The sequence below is a fragment of the Pseudomonas monteilii NBRC 103158 = DSM 14164 genome (assembly GCF_000730605.1).
Classification (GTDB): domain Bacteria; phylum Pseudomonadota; class Gammaproteobacteria; order Pseudomonadales; family Pseudomonadaceae; genus Aquipseudomonas; species Aquipseudomonas monteilii.
The window spans coordinates 1-18,720 of record NZ_BBIS01000038.1 but is presented as its reverse complement, the minus strand read 5'-3'; the positions used below and the strand labels follow the sequence as shown (position 1 = coordinate 18,720).

Genomic DNA, 18,720 nt, shown 5'->3' with positions numbered 1-18,720 from the left:
TGTGAGCTGGCTTGCTGGCGATTGGGCCTCAAGGCCTGGCGGTATCCTTCCAGCCACCACCGAGGGCAAGGAACACCCCAATCTGCCCCATCGCCACCTGGCTATTGGCCGCAGCCAGCTGCGCACGCATGTCGGTATAGGTCCGCGTCGCCTGCAAATCCGCCAGGAACGACTCACGCCCCGCCTGGTAATACCGGTGCGTCTGGTCCGCCGCTTCCTTGGCCGATTTTTCTGCCTCGGCCAGCGCATCGCGCCGGTCCAGCAACGCGCTGTATTGCGCCAGGCGGGTCTGGGTTTCGCGAATGGCGTTCAGCACCACGCCATCAAAGTTTGCCAAGGCCGCCTGAGTAGAGGCTTCGGCCATGCGAATGCGCGCACGGGTGCCGTTGGTAGGGATGCTCCAGCTGATCTGCGGGCCAAAGCCCCAGCGGTTGGTCGCGGGCTCGCCCAGGTTCTCCAGGATGCCGATGGTGCCAACCTGGGCGCCGATGCTGATGTCGGGGTACAACGCGCCGGTGGCAACACCGATGTAGGCAGTGGCCGCAGCCAGCTGGCGCTCGGCCTGACGCACGTCTGGACGGCGCTTGAGCAACGCGGCGCCATCGCCCACTGGCACCAGTTGGTTCAGGTGCGGCAGCTCGGCACAATCGGCGGTACCGGCAGGCAACTGGTCAACAGGCTTGGCCAGCAGAGCCGCCAGGGTATACATGCCGGTCTCGCGCTCTGCCTTGAAACGCGGCAGTTCGGCACGCAACGACTTGAACTGGGTTTGCGACCGGGTGACCTGGGTTTCATCGCCACGCCCGGCATCACGCAAGCGCTGGTTCAGCTTCACGCTCTGCTCCTGCAAATCGAGCGACTCGCGGGCGATGTGGTATTCCTCGTTGGCCGAGCACACTTGGGTGTAAGCCTTGACCACATCCGCCACCAGGGTGATGCGGGCAGTGTCGGCAGCGGCCTGCACTGCGTCGGCGTTGGCCTTGGCAGCCTCGGTACCCCGCTTGAAAGTGCCCCACAGGTCGAACTGATACGAAGCGCTGATGATGGCCTCGCCGATGTTGGCTACCGGCACCTTCTCGGGCAGCAGGAAGGCTTCACCCGACTCCTGCAGGCGCTGGGCACCCAGTTTGACGCCGCCGTTGAAGCCACCTTGCGATTCGGCCACTTCAACCTGCGCGCGGGCCTTGGCGATGTTGGCGGCGGCTACGCGCAATTCGGTGTTGGCACTCAAAGCCTGGCGCACCAGTTCGTTCAGCCGTTGATCCTGATACAGCTGCCACCAGTCCTCAGGCACTGGTGCCGAGACCACGCTGTCGGCATCCTGGCGCAACGGGCCGTTAAGGTCGCTACGTTGTACCGCCCCGTCCTGCGGCACCTCATAGTCCGGGCCCACCATCATGCAGGCCCCAAGCGACAGGCACAGGCCGGCCAGGATCAGCTGTTTCATGGGTGTTGGCCCTCGATGATCGACACCGTGGCAGTGCGCCCGGCAATCATGCGGAAGTCTGCCGGCACTTCGTCGAAGGCGATGCGCACCGGAATACGCTGGGCCAGGCGCACCCAGCTAAACGCCGGGTTGACGTTGGGCAGCAGGTTGGCGCCGCTGCTACGGTCGCGGTCTTCAATGCCGGCAGCGAAGCTTTGCACATGGCCACGCAGGCGGGTGTTGTCGCCCATCACACGAATGTCCACGGCATCACCGATTTGGATACCGCCCAGCTTCGTTTCTTCGAAGTAGCCATCGACGTGGTACGAAGCGCTGTCGACCACGGACAGTACAGGACGGCCGGCGGTGACGAATTCGTGATTACGCGGGGCGCGGTCGTTCAGGTAGCCGTCTACCGGGCTGCGCACCACCGAGCGGTCGAGGTTGAGCTGGGCGGTATCGACCGCCACCTGTGCCTCGCTGACAGCCGAGCGGGCACGGGCCTCGCGGGACTGGCTTTCTTCCAGTTGCTCGGCGGCCACCAGGTTGCCCAGCTTGCGGTTGCGCTGTGCTTCGCGCGAGGCCTGGGCCAGGGTTTCCTGCCGCTCACCGAGGGTGGCCTTGGCCTGGCGCAGGGCCAGGGTGAAGCGGTCCTGGTCGATGGTGAACAGCACGTCGCCGCGTTTGACGGTCTGGTTGTCGCGCACCTCGACCTTCTGGATCAACCCGGACACATCCGGGGCAATCTGGATCACGTCGGCGCGAATGTGGCCGTCGCGGGTCCAGGGGGCAAACATGTAGTACACCACCATCTGCCACACGAGCACGGCGGCGAAGGTCACTACCAGCAAGGTCAGGACCACACGGCCCAGAGTCAGCAAAGGTTTTTTCATGGCAGCATCAGGTTTCGGCAAAAGTGGTCCACCGCGCCAAGCAGCACGGCATACAGAGCAACGTTGAACAACGCCCGGTGCCAGACCAGGCGGTAAAAGTGCAGGCGCACCAGCACCGCGTGCACCCCCAGGAACAACAGGTAGGTGCCAAACATCATCACCAGCAGCGTGGGCAGGAACACCCCGCTGATATCCAGTTCACCAATCACAGGGGGGCTCCGTCGAGGCCGGGGGGCAGTTGCGGTTGTTCGGCGGGTTCGAGCATCACTTCCACACCCGGCAACAGCGCCAGTCGCAGGCCGCTCAGGGCATGCAGCAGGTGGGTGCGGGCATCGCCGCGCTCGTACAGCTCATCCAGGTTCAACGCCAGGCGTGCGCGCTCCATGTTGCGTAGCAGCGCGGCCGGGGCATGCAGGCGTTCACCGGCACGCAGGCAGGCGGCGTAGTGTGCGCCAACGTCCTCGACCACCGTGTTCAGGCGTTCGCGGGCTTGCTGGCCGGCACGCGGCATGTAGGCGAGCAAGTCGAGCAGGTTTAGCCCTACGCGCAGGTCGCGCAGTGCCACGCCGCTGTCCTGGCCGGTTTGCGACAGCCGCGGCAGGTGCTGCATCAGGCGGTCGAGCATTTGCACACCCACCTGGCGGTGCTCGGCCAGGGTGGCGGGTTCGGTCATTTCGACGATGTCGCGCCAGGCGAAGCGGGTCATGCGTTTGGCCGCCAGTTCCACACCGAACGGGCGCATTACCAAGGTCCAGATGAAAGCGAACAGCAGGCCCACGGGGCCGGCCAGGTTGGAGTTGAGGAAGGTGAAGAAGTCGGCGTCGTAGGCGCCCTGGATGCTGATAAACGTCGAGGTGTTGACGATGGTCAACAAGGTACCCAGGTAGAAGCGCGGCTGCACGGTCAGGGTGCCGACGCAGATGAACGGCACGGCGAAGGCCAGCACCAGCATCGGGAAGTCGTGCAGGTTGGGCAGCACCAGGAACAGGTACAGGCTGGAGAAGATGACCGACATCAGCGTCCAGAAGAAGAACCGGTAGATCTGCGGTGCCGGGTCGTCCATGGCGGCAAAGAAGCTGCATGACACAGCGGCGAGGATCACCGCGCTGGCGCCGTCGTTCCAGCCCAAACCGATCCACAGGCCGCAGGCGACAACGATCGCCAGTACGGTGGAGGCTACTGAATATAGCATCAGGCCACGGTCGAAGAACGCCGTCAGGCGGCCTAGGCGCCAGTGACGGTACACCGCGCGCCAAGGCTTGGTATCGTCGGTACGCAGGGCATGTTGCAGGGTACAGCAGTCCTGCCACAGGTCAGCCCATTCGCTCAGACGGTACAGGGCGTTGGACAGCAGCAGCTCGGCACGTTGGTCGAGCGCGGCAGCGCCGGGCTGCAGGCGATCGATCTGTTCATGCAGTGCGGTCCAGCGTGCGACCGAAGCACTTTCGGCAGTGCCTTTGAGCCATTCGCGGGCAGCTTCAAGCAGTGGCTGAAGCTGAACGAACTGCGCCGGGGCACGGCCTTCCAGGGCAACCAGTGCGTCATCAAGGGCGTCGATCACTGGCAGCAGATGAATCATGCGCCCGCGCAACTCACGGGCGTTTTTCAGCGTATGCGGGCCGGCGCCTTCATGGCCGAGCTGGCCGATCATCAGCTCCAGCGAGTTGAAGGTGGCGACCATCGCCCCGCGCATGCCACCGACCTTGTCGGCACTGACTTCGCGGGCCAGGTAGGTGTCGCTGTAGCGGATCGCTTCGGTGAACCAGCTACCGGTGGCGCCCACCACCACAGGGGCAAGCCGGCGCGGCCAGAAAATGGCACCGACCACTGCCGCGCAGACGATACCCAGGCAGATTTCCTGCGCACGGGACGATGCCACGTCGAACACTGCCAGCGGGTTATCCACAACCGCCAGCGCAATCATCGGCAGGGTATAACCGGCCAGCATCAGCACGTAGTTGTTGGCCGTACGCAGGTTCAGCGAAAGGAACAACAAGGTGCCCGTCCACAAGGCAATGGCGATGCTCAGCAACAACGGCGACTGCACCAGTGGCGGCACCAGGAAAATCGCGCCACCGGCCCCCAACAGGGTGCCCACTGCGCGGTACAGGGCCTTGGAACTGGTCGGGCCGACGAACGGGCTAGAGACGATGTACACCGTGGCCATCGCCCAGTAGGGACGTGGCAACTGCATGAGCAGCGCAATGTACAGGGCGATCATCGAGGCAGCGAAGGTACGCACGCCGTAGAACCAGTCACGCGCCGGGGGGACTGAGCTGAAGAAACCGTTCATGCCGCCCCGCCCGTGCTGCCCAGGCCGGCCGCTTCGAAGGCACGCAGCACGCGCAAGGCAGCTTCCAGGTCGGCCTGGTCGATGCCGTTCAGCACATCGCGGCGCAGGCGAACCAGCTCGGTTTCGATGGCTTCGGCCAGGGCGCGGCCTTCGGCGGTCAGGCTCAGGGCTTTGGCGCGGCGGTCCAGTGGGTCCTCGCTGCGGCATACCAGGCCGGCCTTGCACAGTTGGTCGAGCAGGCGCACCAGCGACGGGCTTTCGAGGCCGGCAGCCTGGGCAACAGCCACCTGATGCACGCCATCGCCCAGGCGCACGATCATCAGCAGAGGCGCGGCGCAGGCCTCGGAAATACCGTAACCGGTCAGGGCGGTGTGGCAGATGCGCCGCCAGTGGCGAGCGGCAACCACCATGCCGCTGCTGACTTGCAGGCGCAGGAGATCAAGGGACATGGAAGGAACCAAGGATATTCATAGTTTGCTAACTATCAATATACGCCTTGCCCTACCCCTGTCGTCAACAGGGGGTGACGGGGGGCATGAATGAATTGTTGTTCATGCCGGGGATTTTGCGCGGCCTTATGGCTGGATCTGGTCCTCCAGCTTCATGGTCAGTGCCAGTGTGCTGCCCATCTGCACCGCCCGGTCCCGCCACTCCTGGTAGCGCACCGCGTCCCGGCTGCTGAAATGCACCGCCAACTCCTCGGCTGCCTGTACCACCCCCGCCGCGGCCGCCAGCTCCAGCCAGTACAACGCGGCCTTGAGGTCGGCATCCACATACAGCCCGTGCATCAACCGGTAACCCACCTCGAAACGGCAGCGTGCCTCACCCCGCTCGGCCCCGCGCATGAACCACTGGTAAGCCTGCACCAAGTCGACCTGCCAATCCTGGTCGCCATCGCACACTTCCTCCTCATACAGGTCACCCAATGCTGCAGCCGCGTGCAACATGCCCCGTTCGAAGGCCTGCCGGTAGCACTCCGCCGCCTGCACGTAGGAGGGGTCGATGCCTTTGCCAAAATAATGCTGCTGCCCGAGATTGAACCAGGCGGCGGCATTGCCCTGCAGAGCAGCCATGCGCAGCAGGTGACCGGCCAGCACGGTATCGGCGCGCCAGTACTTTCCGTTGAGCCAGATCCAGCCGAGGTCGTTCAGGGCCGCCACACTGCCTTGCAATGCCTGACGGCGCAGGTCGACGTATACCGCCTGCAGATCACTGGCCTCATCCAGGCGGTTGACCAGCAATGAGCGCTGGCTGGGCAAGCCCACGCCGGCGAACAGGGGTAGCCGCCTCCCGACGGGGGTCGGTGGAGCTATGACCCGCTCGGGCAGAAGGCGGGCAAGCAGCGAATGGATATTGCTGGCAGCAGACATGTTCATCCTCATTGAACGACGCACAACCCCAACCTTCGGCTGTGATGAGGCGTGATTCTGCGTGACGTCACGTCAAAACCTGTCGCGAACGATTCGGTACCAGGCAACCAAATGCGACTTCCTTGATCTGAGCAGGCTGTGGCCAATTGCCATGCCCCTCGCGTGCCGCCATCCTATTGCGGCAAGCCTAGACAAGGACGTTATCTTTTGCCGTTCGCCACCACCCGCGCCACCCTCAGCCGACAGTGGGCACTGCTGCGCCAGCTGCCCAGCCGCTCCCCAGGCATAACCAGCGCCGAGTTGGTGTGGCGCCTGCGTGACGTGGGCTTCACGGTCAGCAAACGCACGGTCGAGCGTGACCTCAACGAGCTTTCGCTGATATTTCCGCTCGAACGCAATGACAAGAGCATACCGTTCGGCTGGCACTGGTCGGCAAGTGCGGTGGGCGAATTGCGCGGTAATTTCGACTTGCTGACGCACCTGCGGGGGGACGCGTTGCAACCGGCGCAGGGTAAAGGTGTGGAGCTGGTGGCGCGGATCAGCGACGCACTGGCGCGGCAGTTGCGGGTTGCACCGTTGAGCAACGATATGCAGCTGACGGCACTGGAGCATGGGCATCGGTTGCGGGCCACGGTGAGTGACGGCTGGCCATTGCGCTGGTGGCTGTTGAGCCATGGGGATGGGGTGGTGGTGGAGCAGCCTGCAGAATTGCGGGGAGAGATTGGCAAGATTCTGAGCAATGCAGCTGCTCAGTACCAGAATCTGTAGCCTGTACTGGCCCTTGCGCGGGGCCACCGGCAAAAGGGCCAGTACAGGCTCACGGCCTAGCGCTGCATCCCCCAGCGCCGCACGGTCAGCCGCTCCAGGGTGTTGAAGACCAGCCCCTCCACCAGCAAACCGATCAAGATCACCACCGCCAACCCGGCAAACACCTTGTCGGTATACAGCTCGTTGCGGTTCTGGAAGATGTACCAGCCGAGCCCGCCCTTGCCGCTGCTGGCACCGAAGACCAGTTCGGCAGCGATCAGGGTACGCCAGGCAAACGCCCAGCCGATCTTCAGCCCCGACAGGATCGACGGCAAGGCCGCCGGCACCAGGATGTGCAACACCAGCCGCAGCCCTTTCAGGCCATAGTTGCGGCCAGCCATGCGCAGCGTTTCCGACACGCCAAGGAAGCCGGCGTAGGTATTGAGCGCCAACGCCCACAGCACCGAATGCACCAGCACGAAAATCAGGCTGTTGTCGCCCAGCCCAAACCACAGCAAGGCCAGTGGCAACAGCGCAATGGCCGGTAACGGGTTGAACATCGACGTCAGCGTACCTAGCAGGTCCCGCCCCAGCTGGGTCGAAACCGCCAGACTGGTCAGGCCAAAGGCCAGGACGATACCCAGCACATAGCCCTTGAGCAGTATCACCAGCGAAACCCCGACTTTGGCGGGCAGTTCACCGCTGGCCAGGCCGTCCCACAGGGCGGCGGCGGTTTGCAAGAAGCCTGGCAGCAGCAGGTCGTTACCCTGATAACGGGCTACGGCCTCCCACAGCATGGCGATTCCCAGCAGGATAACCGCCTTGCGCAGCCAGCCTTGCTGCCACAAGCGCTGGGCCAACGGCAGTTGTCGTTCCAAAGGCACACTGAGCAACGGCTCCAGCTGCACCTCGTATTCCTGGCGTACAGGTGTAGTGGTCATGGCTGAAGCTCCTGTCAGTAGGCGATGCGGATATCGTTGAAGCCAAGGTCGTCAGCCTGCTCAGGGGTATCCGCCTCGTCGAACAGCAAACGGTGAATACGCCGGGCACTGGCCTGGAAGTCGCTACCACCCAGGCTGCCCAGGTTGTATTGGTGGCTGTGCACTTCGGCACGCACTCGCCCCGGGTGCGGCGACAACAGCAGGATACGGTTGCCAACCACCAGTGCTTCTTCGATGGAATGGGTGACGAACAACAGGGTGAACCGCACCTCCTCCCACAGCAGCAACAGCTCTTCCTGCATCTTGCGCCGGGTCAGTGCATCCAGGGCGGCGAACGGCTCATCCATCAACAGGATCTTGGGCTGGGTGGCCAAGGCCCGGGCAATTGCCACACGTGCCTTCATACCACCGGACAACGTGTGTGGATAAGCATCGGCAAAGGCGGCCAGACCGACCTTTTCCAGATAATGCAGCGCCCGCTCCTCCGCCTCTGCGCGCTTGAGCTGGCCAGATACCAGCAGCGGAAACATGACGTTCTGCTTCACCGTTTTCCACGGCGGCAACTGGTCGAACTCCTGAAACACCACGATGCGGTCGGGGCCTGGGCCACGCACTGTCTGGCCCTGCAGCAGAATCTGCCCTTCTTGCGGCTGGATAAAACCGGCCACGGCTTTGAGCAGGGTGGACTTGCCACAGCCGGAGGGACCGAGCAGTACAAAACGATCAGCGCGGTCGACTTCGAAGCTGACCTGATGGGTGGCCCGCACCACGCGTTGCGCGGTGCGGTATTCGAGGCTGAGGTTATCCACCTTGAGCAAAGGCGGCGTTGCGACACGGCTCAGGTTGCTGGCCGTGTGGCCTGGCAATGGGGCGGTCATGATCGGTCAGCTCCCCTGCAGCGGGCGTTCATCCTGGAAGAAGTAGTCCTTCCACGACTCCGGCTTGTGCTTGATGGCGCCTACCCGAAAGAGGAAATCGGCCAGCTTGTAGGTGTTCTTGGGCGTAACGGTGAATTCGTACTGTGGGTTGTCGATCAGCTTGATCAGCGCGTCGCGGTCGATCTTGGCCTTGGTTACGCGGATATAGGTGTCGGCGGCAGCCGCTTTGTCTTTCTGGGCGAAGTCTGCGGCTTCGGCCAGAGCATCGACGAAGGCCTTGTAGGTTTTGGGGTTGTCCTTGCGGAACTTCTCGGTAGCAAACAGCAAGGTCGGCGAGTTGGGGCCGAGCAGGTCGTAGCTGTTGAGCACTACGTGCACGTCCTTGTTGGCCAGCACCTGGTCCTGGAACGGCGGGTTGGAGAAGTGCCCGTTCAGCTCGGTGCCGCCCGCCAGCAGCGCGGCGGTGGCGTCCGGGTGTGGCACGGCCAGGGTGTATTTATCGAGGCGGTTGTATTCCTTGTCGCCCCACTGCTGAGCAGCGGCGTATTGCAAGAAGCGCGACTGCACCGAAACACCCACCGCCGGAACGGCGATACGGTCTTTGTCGGAGATATCGGCGATGGTCTTCACGTTGGGGTTGCTGCTGACCAGGTAGTACGGGAAGTTGCCCAGCGAAGCCACGGCCTTCACATTCTGCCGGCCCTTGGTGCGGTCCCAGACGGTCAACAGCGGCCCGACGCCAGCGCCGGCGATGTCCACCGAACCGGATAACAGTGCGTCGTTGATGGCCGAGCCACCCGACAGCTGCGCCCAGTCGACTTCGATGTCGATGCCCTGCTCCTTGCCGTGTTTCTCAATCAGGTGCTGGTCACGCACCACGTTCAGCAGCAGGTAGACGATGCCGAATTGTTCGGCAATGCGGATCTTGCCTTCGGCCTGGGCCACGGCGGGGGCGGTCAGGCTGCCGATGACCAGGCTTGCGCCCAGGCCGATGCTTGCCGCCAGGCGGCTGATGGATTTGCGCATGATGATTTCCTCAGTCGTCAGAACGGGGCATCGCCCTGGATGGTGGTGCGGTACAGCTTGCGCCGCAGGTGCGCGGGGCAGCCGGTGGCCAGGTGGATCAGTGAGCGGTTATCCCAGAACACCAGGTCATGGGGCTGCCACTGGTGGCGGTAAATGTTCTGCTCCAGCACGCTAAGGGCATACAGCTGCTGCAGCACGTCACGGCTTTCGTCGTCTGGCAGGCCGACAATGCGGGTGGTGAAGCCTTCACTGACGAACAGGGCTTTGCGGCCGTTTTCCGGGTGAGTGCGGACCACCGGGTGAATGACTTCCTTTACCTGCGCCAGTTGCTCGGCAGTCAGGGTCGGGCGCCAGTTGCCTTCGAATTTGGTCTCGGCGTAACGAGCGGTGTAGGAGTGAGCGGCACTGCGTCCCTCGACCACTTTGCGCAGGACGTCAGGTACAGCATCCCAGGCTTTGTGCATGTCGGCGAACAGGGTGTCACCGCCTTCACTGGGCAGTTCCTGGGCATGCAGCATGGAACCGAGGCTTGGCAGCTCCTTGTACGACAGGTCGGAGTGCCAGAATTTGCCGGCATCACCCAGGCCGATGTTCTGGCCATTTTCGATGATGTTGGAAACGATCAGGATCTCGGGGTGGCCAGTCAGCAGGAACTGCTTGAGCACATGAATCTGCAACTCACCGAAGCGGCGGCTGAAGGCGATTTGCTGTTCCGGGCTGATGCGCTGGTCGCGGAACACCAGCACATGGTGGTCGAGGTGGGCGCGATGGACACGGGTGAAATCTTCGGCGCTGACCGGTTTGGCCAGGTCCAGGCCTATGATCTCGGCGCCGACGGCACCCGAGAAGGGGCGAACTTCGAAAACTTGCGGCTGGGCGCTGTCGATGGTCGACAAGGCGTTCAAGGCGGCTGACATTTTTCACTCCCACGCAGTGCGCGACTTCAATGGCGCGCAACGATCAGAAACGCACGGGGTTTTCCCGTGTGGGTTCAAGTCGTGCGGCGCATCGATTGGTCGACGGGTACGCAGTGGAAGCGACTATAAAGTCATAAGAGCAATATTTTAAATACCTTTAACGCATAACCATAGCACTGAGGACGGGGCGGCCTGCGATCAGATCAACCCGCCCTGCTCTTCTTCGTCGATGAGGTTGTTCAGGCTGCTGAGCGCCTTGCGTGCCGTGGAGCGGTTGAGCAGCTTGGCCTGCGCGCCTGGGGGCAAGTCAGTGATTTTGAACAGGCCCTTGGCGGTCAGCACATCGATAAGGTCTTCAAGCACGCGGATCATGTCCAGGTCGCTTTGCTTGAGCTGGTTCAGGCTGTTTTCCACAACGTCATCGGCGAACCATTCCTGAACATCGGCATGGTCGGCGGGGAGCATTTCGGTGAACTGGTCAAAAGCGGCTGCTTCTACCCGCAGCAACTGGCCAGCGGCGTCGCGTTGCACGTAGAACATGGCGGTGTCCCTCGTCACGTTGGTTCCTTGTTGGTAGACAGCAGCATAGGCAAAGATCGCCAGGCACGCAGGCCCGGCGCAAGAGTATGCGCTGTTGGCAGATGGCAGGAAAGAGCCGGGGCCGCTAAGCGGCCCCGGTGGTCTATCAGCTGTCTTTGTTGTGGATGATGATGGTTGGGTCGGCACCGCTGATCAACGAGTTGATCGTGGTGTTGGACCAGTTCACCCCTTCCAGCTTGATGGTCACGTCAGCGTTGGCGATACCACCTTCGGCGTTCAGCTTGCCTTCGCTGCTGACTTGCAGCGTCGTCGTGCCTTCCACCGTGGTGAGCTTCAGGTAGTTGTCGATGGTGCTGCCCTTCTCGCCCTGGAGCAGGTCCTTCAGGTCGATACGGTCGCCCTCGGCCACCTTGAAGTCCTTGATGACGTCGTTACCGATGTCGCCCGCCTTCCACACGAAGGTATCGGCACCGCTGCCACCGATCAGGATATCGTTGCCCTGGCCACCGATCAGGGTGTCATTGCCGGTGCCGCCCAGCAGGATGTCATTACCTTTGCCGCCATCGAGCGTGTCGTTACCACCCTGACCGAAGAGGATATCGTTGCCATTGCCGCCCGACAGGATGTCGTTGCCGTCTTTGGCACCGGAGATATCGAACTCGGTGTAGTGCTCGGTGATGTACTGGTGGACATTGCTGGTGGTAACGGAGCTGACCTCGACACCGCTCTTCTGCGCGACGTAAGTCTGCATGGCCTGGTAACCCTCGCTGACAACACCGTTGAGGGTGATCAAGTCGCCGAAGATGATGTCATTGCCGTTGCCGCCATCAATGGTGTCGGCACCTGGCACCGTTGCTTCGGTGTGACCGAGAATCGCCTTCGCCAGGTCGGACGGGTCGATGTTGGTCTGCGGCTTGCCGGCGCTGTCGTATGGCTTCAAGTCGTTCAGCGTGACATCGCTGTTCAGGCCGATAGCCTGGACTTTGCTCAAGCCGCTGGTGCCACCCAGCACAGCGAAACTCGCGGTGGAGCCTGCCGCCGAGTCCACATAGTTCCAGTACTCTGCGTAGCCAGTACCGCCCAGGTTGGAGAACTCGTAGGTGCCATCGCCCTGTGCATGCAGGGTGCCGACCGTCTTGGTGGAGTCAAGCACCAGCGTACCCCAGCGGTTCTCGGAGTATGTCAGCACCTTGACTACGCCACTGCTGCTGATCTCGACCTTGTGCGTCGCGTCGGCCCAGGCACTGAAGGTATCGCCCATCTTGTAGTTGTTGACGTTGACCACATCGTCCAGGTTCTTGCCATTCTTCCACAGACTAGGGTTGGTGTTCTCCCCGCTCTGGTAATACGTCGGCTTACCATCGGTAATGAAGTAGGTCAGGTTCTCTGCACCTTTATTGCTGGTGGCCATGGTGCTGTTGAAGAAGTTGGACGTGGTTTTGAACGCGTCTTCATAGTTGGTACCGCCACCGTTGTAGCCACCCACCATCGAGTTCAGTACCGCCTGCAGCTTGCTCAGGGCATCCGGGTCGGCAAGGTTCACCGCCACGTTCTTGTTCACCTGAGTGTCGAAGTCGACCAGGAAGATGTTCACGGTACCCGAGGTGTCGGAACCCAGGCTGGCCTTGAGCGAATTGAACACCGAAGCCAGCTGCGTCTTCGCGTCGGCAATCGACTTGTCGCTCATACTGCCCGAGCTGTCGACCATGAAGGCGATGTTGTAGTTCTTGCCCTGAACCACGTTCAGGCCCGCCACGTCAGCGACGACGATGTCGTTACCTTCGCTGCCGGTCATCGTGTCGTTACCCGAGGTACCCACGCTGGCCTTGTAGGTTGCGGCATACACCGTCACCGGAATATTGCCGGTAGTGGTGGCCGAGCCGCCCAGGCTTTCGGTGGCAGTCGAGGTGACCGTGATGTCGAACGAGCCTTTGTAGTAGGCCGGCGGAGTCAGTGTCAGGCTGCTGAGTTTCCAGCCCGTCACATCAACCGGGCTACTGCCTACCGTTACGGTATGGCCAGCACCATCGCTCAGCACGGTCCCTTTCGGAATGCCGCTGAGGGTTACGTTCAAGGTTTCCGAGCCGTCGGTATCGGTCAGGGCGGTGGAGATACCGACCAGTTTCACCGAGCCACCTTCCGGCCCTTCGTTGAGCTTGTAGCCGTCGTAGTAGCTCTGACCATTCACGGTGTGCAGATCGGATACGCCAAGGCCAGCATTGGCCATCTCGGTCACGTTCTGGTACATCTTGATGTTCGAGCTGCTCAGGTCGGTGACAGTACCCGAGCCTACCTGGATGTTCAGGTCATAGCTGCCTGGACCGGACTGGTTGGCATGGTAGACCTCGATCGGGTAGTAACCGCTGGTGGTCGGGGTAAAGGTGCCCGAAATCTTGCCACCAGCACCCCAGGTAGCCGTGACCACAGTGTTGCCACCGATCGTGAGCACGAAGCTGTCGTCAGCGGTACCGCTGAAGGTATAGGTCTTGCCTGCCTCCAGGTAGATCAGGCCCGAGGTCTTCGAACCGGTGCCAGCGGTGACGCTGCCATCGGACTGCACGTTGGTAATGGTGCTGCTGGAGTTGGCACTGCCAGAGTTGGCAAAGACCGTCTTCAGGTCGTCACCGGTAATGCCATTACCACCAGTACCCAGGTTTTTCAGGGTGTTCCAGACTTCCTTGGTCAGGCCTTTGGAGTCGATATCAGCGCTGCCGAAGCTCAGGGTCGGCTTGTCGGCAACCGGGCTGATGTCGACCTTCATGGTCACTTCGCTGCCCAGGTTGGTGCCGTCGTTCGGCTTGAACTTGAACTGCGCGTAGTCGGCCTGCTGGTTGCCTACGCCGTTGCCGCCATAGTTGTCCGCGCCCGACTGGTTGAGAGCCGGCACAAACTTCAGGTTATTGGCAGTGATGTCGGCCTGGCTGATCACCTGGTTGACCGTCACGTTCACCCATGCCGTACCGTTGAAGAACTGCAGGGTGCCGGCGGCCGGGAGCGAGGTAATGGTTACGGACAAGCCAGTGTTGCCATCGGCATCGGTGGTTTTGAAATCACTCCATGCAAACACGTAGTCAGTGTCTTCCACACCAAACACCGCGCCACCGGGCGAAACCGGCAGGTGGTCGTTGTCGAGGATGGCAGTGGTCACGCTCGACTTGGTGCTGTCAACCTGCAGGTTCTCGAAGGTACCACCGGTGGCGGTCTCGATCTTCACGGTGAAGTTCTCGGTACCTTCGACCAGCTTGTCGTCGATGGTAGCGATGTTGAACGTCGTGCCTGTGCTGTTGGCCGGGATCTTCACGGTGGTGACACCAGAGAAGTCCTCACCGTTCTTGGCGGTGCCGCTGTAGCTGAGCGTGATGGTGACTTCGGACTTGGACGCATTGCTCAGGGTCAGCGTGTACTGGCCAGTTTCACCTTCAGTCAGCGAAGTGGTACCGGTGATGCCGACCGTAGTGACGTCGCCCTGGTTGCCCGTACCCGGTGTGCCCGAACCTGGTTCGTCGGTCACGGTGGTGGTGACCGGCGCCTTGTCCAGAGTCAGCTGTTCGAACTTGCCGACGTCCGTGCCGCTGACCGAAGCGATCGACTTCACAACCGGGTCGTTGGCACCCACGTACGGGTTGTCCGGCGCGGTGACGGTGGTAGTGCCCACGGTGCCGTTGGCCGGCACGGTGATGGTGGTCTTGCCATCGTTCAGCGTGAAGGTCAGGGCCGAGTGGTTGTTGATCGGCAGGCCGTCCTTGTTGGTCAGGGTCACGGTGTAAGTGATCACGCCGCCTTCAGTGACCGACGGGGTAGCAGTCAGCTTCGCGATGACTTCGTCGGTGGTGTCGGTGACGGTGACTTTCGCCGCATCGCCCAGCTGCAGGTTCTCGAACGGACGGTTGCCGATGTCGGCAGCCGACTTGATGCCCAGGCTGATTTCACCGCCGTCTTTGTAGACGTCGTCGCCCTGCGCAGCGTGCTCGTATGGCGCGCTGGTCTGGCCAGCCTTGATGGTGACCTGGGCATTGTTGCTCAGGGTCACGACCAGGTCGTTGGCCAGCGCCGTGTTGATGTGCACGGTGAAGGTCGGCTTCACGTTCTCGGCGACCGAGGTCTGGTCGGCCGTGATAGTGACCAGCACCAGGTCGCCCTGGTTACCGGTGCCTGGAGTGCCCGAACCTGGCTCGTCGGTGACGGCGGTGCTGACCGGGGTCTTGTCGAGGATCAGTTGCTCGAACTTGCCGACATCAGCACCCGTGACCGACTGGATAGCCTTCACTACCGGAGCGTTGGTGCCGGTGTAGACGTTGTCCGGAGCAGTGACCGTAGCGGTGCCGGTTGTACCGTTAGCCGGGATGGTGATGGTGGTTTTGCCATCGTCCAGGGTAAAGGTCAGCGCACCGTGCTTGTCGATTGGCAGGCCGTCTTTGTTGGTCAGGGTCACGGTGTAGGTGATCACGCCGCCTTCGGTAACCGAAGGGGTCGCGGTCAGCTTGGCCACGACTTCGTCGGTGGTGTCGGTGACATCCACTTTCGCAGCGCCGCCCAGCTGCAGGTTTTCGAAGGTACGGCCGCCGATGTCGGCTGCCGACTTGATACCCAGGCTGATTTCACCGGCGTCTTTGTAGACATCGTCGCCCTGTGCAGCGTGCTCGTACGGCGCGCTGGTGTCGCCTGCCTTGATGGTGACCTGAGCGTTGTTGCTCAGGGTCACGACCAGGTCGTGGTCCAGCGGCTGGTTGATGTGCACTGTGAAGGTCGGTTTGACGTTCTCGGCCACCGAAGGCTGGTCGGCGGTGATGGTGACCTTGACCAGATCGCCTTCGTTGCCAGTGCCCGGGGTGCCCGAGCCTGGTTCGTCGGTGACGGTGGTGGTCACCGGCACCTTGTCCAGGGTCAGTTGCTCGAACTTGCCGACGTCGGTGCCGCTGACCGAGGCGATCGATTTCACGATCGAGTCGTTAGTGCCGGTGTAGACATTGTCCGGCGCGGTGACGGTGGTCGAACCGGTAGTGCCATTGGCCGGTACGGTGATGACGGTTTTACCGTCGCTCAGCGTGAAGGTCAGGGCGCCGTGGTTGTTGATCGGCAGGCCGTCTTTGTTGGTCAGCGTGATGGTGTAGGTGATCTCGCCGCCTTCGGTGACCGAAGGGGTCGCGGTCAGCTTGGCCATGACTTCGTCAGTGGTGTCGGTGACTTGGACGGTAGCCGCACCGCCCAGTTGCAGGTTCTCGAAGGTCGCACCGGTGGCGTCCACCGCCGAATTGATACCCAGGCTGATTTCGCCCGAGTCTTTATAGACGTCATCGCCCTGCGCATCGTGGGTGTACGGCGCGCTGGTGTCGCCGGCCTTGATGGTGACCTGCGCGTTGTTGCTCAGGGTCACGACCAGGTCGTGGTCCAGCGGCTGGTTGATGTGTACGGTGAAGGTTGGTTTGACGTTCTCGGCCACCGAAGGCTGGTCGGCGGTGATAGTGACCAGCACCAGATCGCCTTCGTTGCCCGGAGTACCTGGCTCGTCGGTAACGGTGGTGCTGACCGGCGTCTTATCCAGGGTCAGTTGCTCGAACTTGCCGACATCAGCGCCGTCCACCGAAGCGATCGACTTGATCACTGGATCGTTGGCACCGGCGTAGACGTTGTCCGGCGCAGTGACGGTGATCGAACCGGTAGTGCCATTGGCCGGCACGGTGATGACGGTTTTACCGTCGCTCAGCGTGAAGGTCAGTGCCGAGTGGTTGTTGATCGGCAGGCCGTCTTTGTTGGTCAGCGTGATGGTGTAGGTGATCTCGCCGCCTTCGGTGACCGAAGGGGTCGCGGTCAGCTTGGCCACCACCTCATCGGTGGTGTCGGTGACCTGAACGGAGGCGTTGCCGCCCAGTTGCAGGTTCTCGAAGGTCGCACCGGTGGCGTCCACCGCCGAATTGATACCCAGGCTGATGCTGCCGGCGTCGTTGTAGACGTCATCGCCCTGCGCATCGTGGGTGTACGGCGCGCTGGTGTCGCCGGCCTTGATGGTGACCTGCGCGTTGTTGCTCAGGGTCACGACCAAATCGTGGTCCAGCGGCTGGTTGATGTGCACGGTGAAGGTCGGTTTGACGTTCTCGGCCACCGAAGGCTGGTCGGCGGTGATGGTGACCTTGACCAGATCGCCTTCGTTGTTACCGCCTGGGTTGCCTGGAGTACCTGGCTCGTCGGTGACGGTGGTGCTGACCGGCGTCTTGTCCAGGGTCAGCTTCTCGAACTTACCGACGTCAGCGCCTGCAACGGTCGCGATGGAGTTAACCACCGCTGGGTTGGTGCCGACGTAGACGTTGTCCGGGGCAGTCACAGTGATCGAACCAGTAGTGCCATTGGCCGGTACGGTGATGACGGTCTTGCCGTCGCTCAGCGTGAAGGTCAGGGCGCCGTGGTTGTTGATCGGCAGGCCGTCTTTGTTGGTCAGCGTGATGGTGTAGGTGATCTCGCCGCCTTCGGTGACCGAAGGGGTCGCGGTCAGCTTGGCCACGACTTCGTCGGTGGTGTCGGTGACATCCACTTTCGCAGCGCCGCCCAGCTCCAGGTTCTCGAAGGTACGGCCGTCAACGTCCACAGCGGACTTGATGCCCACGCTGATCTGGCCAGCGTCGTTGTAAACGTCATCGCCCTGTGCAGCGTGCTCGTACGGGGCGCTGGTGTCGCCGGCCTTGATGGTGACCTGAGCGTTGTTGCTCAGGGTCACGACCAGGTCGTGGTCCAGCGGCTGGTTGATGTGCACGGTGAAGGTTGGTTTGACGTTCTCGGCCACCGAAGTCTGGTCGGCGGTGATGGTCACCAGTACCAGATCGCCTTCGTTGCCAGTGCCCGGGGTGCCCGAGCCTGGTTCGTCGGTGACGGTGGTGGTCACCGGCGCCTTGTCCAGGGTCAGTTGCTCGAACTTGCCGACGTCGGTGCCGCTGACCGAGGCGATCGATTTCACGATCGAGTCGTTGGTACCGGTGTAGACGTTGTCCGGGGCGGTGACAGTGGTGGTGCCCACGGTGCCGTTGGCTGGCACGGTGATGACAGTTTTACCGTCGCTCAGCGTGAAGGTCAGTGCCGAGTGGTTGTTGATCGGCAGACCGTCTTTGTTGGTCAGCGTGATGGTGTAGGTGATCTCGCCGCCTTCGGTCACCGAAGGGGTCGCGGTCAGCTTGGCCACGACTTCGTCGGTGGTGTCGGTGACATCCACTTTCGCAGCGCCGCCCAGTTCCAGGTTCTCGAAGGTACGGCCGTCAACGTCCACAGCGGACTTGATGCCCACGCTGATCTGGCCAGCGTCGTTGTAAACGTCATCGCCCTGTGCAGCGTGCTCGTACGGGGCGCTGGTGTCGCCGGCCTTGATGGTGACCTGAGCGTTGTTGCTCAGGGTCACGACCAGGTCGTGGTCCAGCGGCTGGTTGATGTGCACGGTGAAGGTTGGTTTGACGTTCTCGGCCACCGAAGTCTGGTCGGCGGTGATGGTCACCAGTACCAGATCGCCTTCGTTGCCAGTGCCCGGGGTGCCCGAGCCTGGTTCGTCGGTGACGGTGGTGATCACCGGCGCCTTGTCCAGGGTCAGCTGTTCGAACTTGCCGACATCGTCACCGCTGACCGAAGCGATCGATTTCACGATCGAGTCGTTGGTACCGATGTAGACGTTGTCCGGTGCGGTAACAGTGGTGGTGCCCACGGTGCCATTGG

Annotated in this window: 13 protein-coding genes; 1 reads left to right on the top strand and 12 read right to left on the bottom strand. The window is 62.1% G+C overall.

Annotated elements, in window-relative coordinates; genetic code table 11:
* Window positions 1-28: 28 nt before the first annotated feature.
* The 6 genes from PM2_RS19700 to PM2_RS19675 all read right to left on the bottom strand — a co-directional run bounded on the left by PM2_RS19700 (window position 29) and on the right by PM2_RS19675 (window position 5,982).
* Entirely contained in the window at window positions 29-1,447 is a 1,419-nt protein-coding gene (locus PM2_RS19700; RefSeq protein ID WP_016714399.1) for an efflux transporter outer membrane subunit, read from the bottom strand.
* Entirely contained in the window at window positions 1,444-2,319 is an 876-nt protein-coding gene (locus PM2_RS19695) for an efflux RND transporter periplasmic adaptor subunit (RefSeq protein WP_019097418.1), read from the bottom strand. The genes PM2_RS19700 and PM2_RS19695 overlap by 4 nt, the downstream gene beginning before the upstream one ends.
* A complete protein-coding gene (locus PM2_RS19690) occupies window positions 2,316-2,528 on the bottom strand; it encodes a DUF1656 domain-containing protein (protein WP_003255905.1) in 213 nt (70 codons plus the stop codon). The genes PM2_RS19695 and PM2_RS19690 overlap by 4 nt, the downstream gene beginning before the upstream one ends.
* Window positions 2,525-4,612 (bottom strand): FUSC family protein, encoded by a 2,088-nt coding sequence (locus PM2_RS19685; protein ID WP_016714397.1) that lies wholly within the window; start codon window positions 4,610-4,612, stop codon window positions 2,525-2,527. Before PM2_RS19685 ends, PM2_RS19690 begins: the two co-directional genes overlap by 4 nt.
* The gene (locus PM2_RS19680; RefSeq protein WP_019097416.1) at window positions 4,609-5,061 is read right to left on the bottom strand and encodes a MarR family winged helix-turn-helix transcriptional regulator; all 453 of its coding nucleotides are present in this window, start codon (window positions 5,059-5,061) and stop codon (window positions 4,609-4,611) included. Before PM2_RS19680 ends, PM2_RS19685 begins: the two co-directional genes overlap by 4 nt.
* A 126-nt stretch (window positions 5,062-5,187) precedes the next feature.
* Window positions 5,188-5,982 carry a tetratricopeptide repeat protein gene (locus tag PM2_RS19675; RefSeq protein WP_016714395.1) on the bottom strand — a complete coding sequence of 265 codons (795 nt, stop codon included), beginning with the start codon at window positions 5,980-5,982 and terminating at the stop codon, window positions 5,188-5,190.
* A gap of 207 nt (window positions 5,983-6,189) precedes the next feature.
* Here PM2_RS19675 and PM2_RS19670 point away from each other — a divergent pair, with 207 nt between their 5' ends.
* On the top strand, window positions 6,190-6,750 hold the full coding sequence (locus PM2_RS19670; RefSeq protein ID WP_016714394.1) for a WCX domain-containing protein: 561 nt from the start codon (window positions 6,190-6,192) through the stop codon (window positions 6,748-6,750).
* Between the two features lie 56 nt (window positions 6,751-6,806).
* On the opposite strand, the gene PM2_RS19665 is transcribed toward PM2_RS19670, so the two are convergent.
* From PM2_RS19665 to PM2_RS19640, 6 genes are all read right to left on the bottom strand, one after another.
* Window positions 6,807-7,670 (bottom strand): ABC transporter permease, encoded by an 864-nt coding sequence (locus PM2_RS19665; protein ID WP_016714393.1) that lies wholly within the window; start codon window positions 7,668-7,670, stop codon window positions 6,807-6,809.
* 14 nt (window positions 7,671-7,684) lie between these two features.
* Window positions 7,685-8,548 (bottom strand): ABC transporter ATP-binding protein, encoded by an 864-nt coding sequence (locus PM2_RS19660; RefSeq protein WP_016714392.1) that lies wholly within the window; start codon window positions 8,546-8,548, stop codon window positions 7,685-7,687.
* Window positions 8,549-8,554: 6 nt separating this feature from the next.
* Complete coding sequence (locus PM2_RS19655; protein ID WP_016714391.1) at window positions 8,555-9,574, bottom strand: ABC transporter substrate-binding protein; 1,020 nt, start codon at window positions 9,572-9,574, stop codon at window positions 8,555-8,557.
* Between the two features lie 17 nt (window positions 9,575-9,591).
* Window positions 9,592-10,491 carry a TauD/TfdA dioxygenase family protein gene (locus tag PM2_RS19650; protein ID WP_016714390.1) on the bottom strand — a complete coding sequence of 300 codons (900 nt, stop codon included), beginning with the start codon at window positions 10,489-10,491 and terminating at the stop codon, window positions 9,592-9,594.
* 198 nt (window positions 10,492-10,689) lie between these two features.
* Entirely contained in the window at window positions 10,690-11,031 is a 342-nt protein-coding gene (locus PM2_RS19645; RefSeq protein WP_016714389.1) for a hypothetical protein, read from the bottom strand.
* Between the two features lie 145 nt (window positions 11,032-11,176).
* Window positions 11,177-18,720, bottom strand: a 7,544-nt coding sequence (locus tag PM2_RS19640; RefSeq protein ID WP_042132308.1) for an immunoglobulin-like domain-containing protein, incomplete at its 5' end; no start/stop codon positions are given.

Bases quoted from the DNA above. Each gene is read 5' to 3' on its own strand.
- PM2_RS19700 (WP_016714399.1), bottom strand. From the start codon at position 1,447: ATGAAACAGCTGATCCTGGCCGGCCTGTGCCTGTCGCTTGGGGCCTGC.
- PM2_RS19695 (WP_019097418.1), bottom strand. From the start codon at position 2,319: ATGAAAAAACCTTTGCTGACTCTGGGCCGTGTGGTCCTGACCTTGCTG.
- PM2_RS19685 (WP_016714397.1), bottom strand. From the start codon at position 4,612: ATGAACGGTTTCTTCAGCTCAGTCCCCCCGGCGCGTGACTGGTTCTAC.
- PM2_RS19680 (WP_019097416.1), bottom strand. From the start codon at position 5,061: ATGTCCCTTGATCTCCTGCGCCTGCAAGTCAGCAGCGGCATGGTGGTT.
- PM2_RS19675 (WP_016714395.1), bottom strand. From the start codon at position 5,982: ATGTCTGCTGCCAGCAATATCCATTCGCTGCTTGCCCGCCTTCTGCCC.
- PM2_RS19665 (WP_016714393.1), bottom strand. From the start codon at position 7,670: ATGACCACTACACCTGTACGCCAGGAATACGAGGTGCAGCTGGAGCCG.
- PM2_RS19660 (WP_016714392.1), bottom strand. From the start codon at position 8,548: ATGACCGCCCCATTGCCAGGCCACACGGCCAGCAACCTGAGCCGTGTC.
- PM2_RS19655 (WP_016714391.1), bottom strand. From the start codon at position 9,574: ATGCGCAAATCCATCAGCCGCCTGGCGGCAAGCATCGGCCTGGGCGCA.
- PM2_RS19650 (WP_016714390.1), bottom strand. From the start codon at position 10,491: ATGTCAGCCGCCTTGAACGCCTTGTCGACCATCGACAGCGCCCAGCCG.
- PM2_RS19645 (WP_016714389.1), bottom strand. From the start codon at position 11,031: ATGTTCTACGTGCAACGCGACGCCGCTGGCCAGTTGCTGCGGGTAGAA.